Below are 4851 nucleotides of genomic sequence, written 5' to 3'. Positions count from 1 at the left end.
ATGTGCCGAAGTCGGACATCGTGCCGCTCGACATGACGATCGAGGATGGCGCCAAGCTGATCGTCTCCGCCGGTCTGGTGGCGCCCGAAGTAAAGCAAATGGTTGTCGTGAATGGCGAGCCGATCGAAGGGATGCTCGCCAACCCTTCGGTTGCCGCCCTGGCTCAGCCGGCGCGCAGAAGCCGCACGGCTTCGTCGCGACCGAACAAGTAAAGCAGCAGGCGCAACGCCTCACCACGCTGCGATTGCAGCTCCGGATCGCGTGACAGGATCAGCCTGGCATCGTCGCGGGCGGCCTCCAGAAGGTCGGCATGCGCCTCGATGCGAGCCACCTGGAAGCCCGGCGTGCCCGACTGGCGGGTGCCCAGCAATTCGCCTTCGCCGCGCAGCTTCAGGTCCTCCTCGGCGATCAGGAACCCATCCTCGGTCTCGCGCATCACCGACAGCCGGCGTTTTGCGGTCTCGCCGAGCGGGTCCTTGTAGAGCAGCACGCATGAGGAGGGCTTGTCACCGCGTCCGACCCGGCCGCGCAGCTGGTGCAACTGGGCCAGGCCGAAGCGCTCTGCATGCTCGATGACCATGACGGTGGCGTCCGGCACATCGACGCCGACCTCGATGACGGTGGTGGCGATCAGGATGCGTGTCTCGCCCTGCTTGAAGGCGCGCATCGCCTCGTCCTTCTCGGCACCCTTCATGCGGCCGTGAACGAGACCGATGCGATCGCCGAACAATGGTTTCAGCGAGGCGAAGCGGTCTTCGGCCGACATCAGTTTGATCTCTTCGGATTCCTCGACCAGCGGACAGATCCAGTAGATCTTCTGGCCGCCGGCGACGGCGTCCACCATGCGGGCGACCAGTTCGTCGAGCCGCTCGAGCGGCAGCGTAACGGTACGGATCGGCTGGCGGCCGGCCGGTTTTTCCGTCAGTTTCGACACGTCCATGTCACCGAAAGCGGTCAGCACCAGGGTGCGCGGGATAGGAGTGGCCGTCATCACCAACATGTCTGGCGCGTCGCCCTTGGCGGTGATGGCAAGCCGCTGATGGACGCCGAAACGATGCTGCTCGTCGATGACGGCGAAGACGAGGTCTTTGAAGGTGACGGTCTCCTGGAACAGCGCGTGGGTGCCGACGACGATGTCGATCTCGCCGGTTGCCAGGCCGACCAGCGTATCCGCGCGTTCGCGGCCCTTCTCGCGACCGGTGAGGATGGCGATGCGAAGCCCTACCTTGGCGGCAAGCGGCGTGATGGTCGCAAGATGCTGGCGCGCCAGGATTTCGGTCGGTGCCATCAAGGCTGCCTGGCCGCCGGCCTCGACGGCACGCGCCATGGCCAGCAGCGCGACGACAGTCTTGCCGGAACCGACATCGCCCTGCAGAAGCCGCAGCATGCGCTCTGGGTCGGCGAGGTCGGCATTGATTTCGGCCAGCGCAAACTCCTGGCTTGATGTCAGCGAATAGGACAGTGCGGCCCGCAGTTTTTCGACGATGCGGCCGTCGCCGACCAGGGGTCGCCCGGACAGCCTGCGGACTTTCGCTCGCACCAGCGCCAGCGAGACCTGGCCCGCCAGCAACTCGTCATAGGCGAGCCGCCGCCAGGCGGCACCATCGATGGAGACGTCAATCGGGTCGGCCGGATTGTGGATGCGGGCAAGCGCATCGCCAAAGGCCGCAAAGGTGTGCCGCCGCATGAAGGCGCCGTCCTGCCATTCGGGAAATTCAGGCACGCGCGTCAGCGCCTGGCCGATCGCCCGGCGCAGCACCTTGCCCGAGAGCCCGGCTGTCAGAGGATAGACCGGTTCGACCAGCGGCAGGTTTTCCGCTTCGCTGGCCAGCGCAATATGGTCGGGGTGGACCATGCTCGGGCGGCCGTTGAACCATTCCATGCGGCCCGAGACCACGACATGCTCGCCCTCGGGCATCGCCTTTTCGAGATAGGAGGCGTGAGCATGGAAGAAGGTCAGCGCGATCTCTCCGGTATCGTCATGGGCGAAGACCCGGTAGGGCACCGACCTGTTGCCACGCGGTGGCGGCTGGTGGCGGTCGATGCGCACATCGAGCGTGACGATCTGGCCTTCCGCGGATCCCGCGATACCAGGCCGACTGCGCCGGTCGATGACGGTGTGCGGCAGCACGAACAGAAGATCGCCGGCACGCGCCGCGCGGTCGCCGAGATCGGCCGGAACAACCTTCTCGATCAGCGCGCCGACTTTCGGTCCGACGCCTGCAAGCGACGTAATCGGGACAAACAAGGGATCGAGGATGGTCGGGCGCATGATGTCAGCTTATGTTGCGACGGCGGCAGCGCAAGGCTGACAGCCCCTTCTATCCACGCTATATGCGCCGCAGCAAGCAAGGATGCGGTACGATGACCGGAACGACGAGATCAAGCGAGGGGCTGGACGTGCGCCGCCGCAAGCTTCTGTTTCGCTCCTGGCATCGCGGCATGCGCGAGATGGACCTGATCCTCGGCACTTTCGCCGACGCTGAGATCGGCGTCTTGACCAACGAGGAAATCGACCAATATGAGAGGCTCCTCGACATTCCCGATACCGAATTCCTGCCCATGGTCACCGGCGAACGCCCGGTTCCGGCCGATATCGATTGTGCCGTCCTGCGAAAGATCCTGGCTTTCCGCCGCTCTCTGACATTCTGAACACAAGCAATTCCAGGAAAAGTAACGAAGCGGTTTTCCGTTCGGAATTGCGATGAAACAAGACCGTGATTTCATGAGCCTCATTCCCACCATCGGTCTGCCGAAAGGCCGCGCCGGTCAGTTCATCGTCGATGGCGTCGCCGACGGCTACGAAGCCTTTGCGCTGGTGCAGGCGGCGCTCGAGATCGCGCCCGACAAGCCGGTTCTGTTCGTCGCGCGCGACGGTCAGCGCCTGCCGGCGATCATCGAGGCATTGTCCTTCGCGGCCCCCGGCCTGCCGGTGCTGGAACTGCCGGCCTGGGATTGCTTGCCCTACGACCGCGTCTCGCCCGGCTCCGATGCGGCCGCCAAGCGCCTCGATGCGCTGACCGCCATGATCGCTCTGGCGAAGAAGCCGCACCGCGCCGTCATCCTCACCACCGCCAATGCGCTGCTGCAGCGCATTCCGCCGTCCGAGTTGGTCGAGGCGCAGACTTTTCATGCCAGGCCCGGCAACCAGATCGACATGAACGCACTGGTCTCGCGGCTGGAAACGTCCGGTTTCGAGCGTGTGCCGACAGTGCGCGGCATCGGCGAGTTCGCGGTGCGCGGCGGCATTCTCGACCTGTTCGCCCCCGGCTGGACCGAGGCGCTCAGGCTCGATTTCTTCGGCGACACGCTGGAATCGATCCGTGTGTTCGACGCCGCCACGCAGCGCACCACCGGTCAACGCAAGTCGATGGCGCTGCAAGCGATGAGCGAAGTGGCGCTGACGCCGGAAACCATCAGCCGCTTCCGCCGCTCCTATATCGAAGCCTTCGGCGCACCGCAGCGCGACGACGGGCTCTATGCGGCGGTCAGCGAAGGGCGTCGCTTCGCTGGCATGGAGCACTGGCTGCCGTTCTTTTACGAACGGCTGGAGACGGTGTTCGACTATCTGCCTGACACGCCCGTCATCTTCGACCATCTGGCGCATGAGGCGCTGGCCGAGCGCCACACGCTGATCCTCGATCACTACGAGGCGCGCAGGAAGCAGGCCGATGGCGCGCTGAAGGATGCGGTGCCCTATAAGCCAGTCGCGCCGGACCTGCTCTATCTCTCCCCGGAAAACCTGATCACCTCGCTCGGGCCGCGCGAAGCGATCGACTTTACGCCATTCGACGCGCCCGACATTGGCGCCAAGAAGGTCTATCACGCCGGTTCGCGCCACGGCCGCAGCTTCGTCGAGGAGCGCGCCGATCCGAACGCCAACGTGTTCGATGTCGTCGTCAAACACATCGCCGATGAGCGCGCGGCGCGCCGCCGCGTCGTCATCGCCGGCTGGACCGAAGGCTCGCTCGACCGGCTTGGCCAGATCCTCGCCGAACACCATCTCGGCAACCTCAAGCAGGTCGTGACGCTGGCGGAAGCCGAAAAGCTCGAGCCGGGGCAGGCGGCCCTGGCCGTGCTGCCGCTCGAATCCGGCTTCGAGACCGAAAAACTGGTCGTCGTCGCCGAACAGGACATTTTGGGCGACCGGCTGATCCGGCGCTCGAAACGCAAGAAACGTCCCTCGGATTTCATTGCCGAGGCCTCGGCGCTGTCGGCCGGCGACATTGTCGTCCATGCCGACCACGGCATTGGCCGTTTCATTGGCCTGCGCACCATCGAAGCGGTCGGCGCGCCGCATGACTGCCTGGAAATCCACTATGCCGGCGACGACCGGCTGTTCCTGCCGGTGGAAAACATCGAACTCCTGTCGCGCTACGGTTCTGACACGGCCGAGGCGACGCTGGACAAGCTTGGCGGCGGCGCCTGGCAGTCGCGCAAAGCGCGGCTGAGGAAGCGCCTGCTCGACATGGCCGGTCAGTTGATCCGCATCGCCGCCGAGCGGCAGATGCGCTCGGCGCCGCCACTGGTGCCGGCAGAAGGCCTCTATGGCGAGTTCGCCGCCCGCTTTTCCCTATGAAGAGACCGACGACCAACAGACGGCCATCGATTCGGTGCGCGACGATCTTGCTGCCGGCAAGCCGATGGACCGGCTGATCTGCGGCGATGTCGGTTTCGGCAAGACCGAAGTGGCGCTGCGTGCCGCCTTCATCGCGGCGATGGAAGGTTTTCAGGTGGCGGTGGTGGTGCCGACGACATTGCTGTCACGCCAGCATTTCAAGACGTTTTCGCAGCGGTTTTCCGGCCTGCCGATCCGCGTCGCCCAGGCGTCGCGGCTGGTCGGCGCCAAGG

Annotated in this window: 2 protein-coding genes and 2 pseudogenes; 3 read left to right on the top strand and 1 reads right to left on the bottom strand. The window is 65.2% G+C overall.

Going from position 1 to position 4851, the window contains the following annotated elements; genetic code table 11:
• Nucleotides 1-212: pseudogene (locus ENZ75_RS21155) on the top strand (hypothetical protein); the annotation flags it as partial.
• Here the strand turns inward: ENZ75_RS21155 and recG are convergent.
• Nucleotides 164-2272, bottom strand: coding sequence for an ATP-dependent DNA helicase RecG (recG, locus tag ENZ75_RS21150; protein WP_024503566.1), 2109 nt, complete (start codon nt 2270-2272; stop codon nt 164-166). The pseudogene ENZ75_RS21155 and the gene recG sit on opposite strands and share 49 nt — an antisense overlap.
• 92 nt (nt 2273-2364) lie before the next feature.
• On the opposite strand from recG, the gene ENZ75_RS21145 reads away from it, so the two are divergent.
• The gene (locus ENZ75_RS21145) at nt 2365-2652 is read left to right on the top strand and encodes a succinate dehydrogenase assembly factor 2 (protein WP_013531907.1); all 288 of its coding nucleotides are present in this window, start codon (nt 2365-2367) and stop codon (nt 2650-2652) included.
• Nucleotides 2653-2725: 73 nt separating this feature from the next.
• Nucleotides 2726-4851, top strand: a pseudogene (locus ENZ75_RS21140) (CarD family transcriptional regulator); the annotation flags it as partial.

The organism is Mesorhizobium sp. M7A.F.Ca.CA.002.04.1.1, assembly GCF_004022805.1.
GTDB classification, from domain to species: domain Bacteria; phylum Pseudomonadota; class Alphaproteobacteria; order Rhizobiales; family Rhizobiaceae; genus Mesorhizobium; species Mesorhizobium ciceri.
This window is presented reverse-complemented; position numbering and strand designations above follow the sequence as displayed.

Bases quoted from the DNA above. Each gene is read 5' to 3' on its own strand.
- recG (WP_024503566.1), bottom strand. From the start codon at position 2,272: ATGCGCCCGACCATCCTCGATCCCTTGTTTGTCCCGATTACGTCGCTT.
- ENZ75_RS21145 (WP_013531907.1), top strand. From the start codon at position 2,365: ATGACCGGAACGACGAGATCAAGCGAGGGGCTGGACGTGCGCCGCCGC.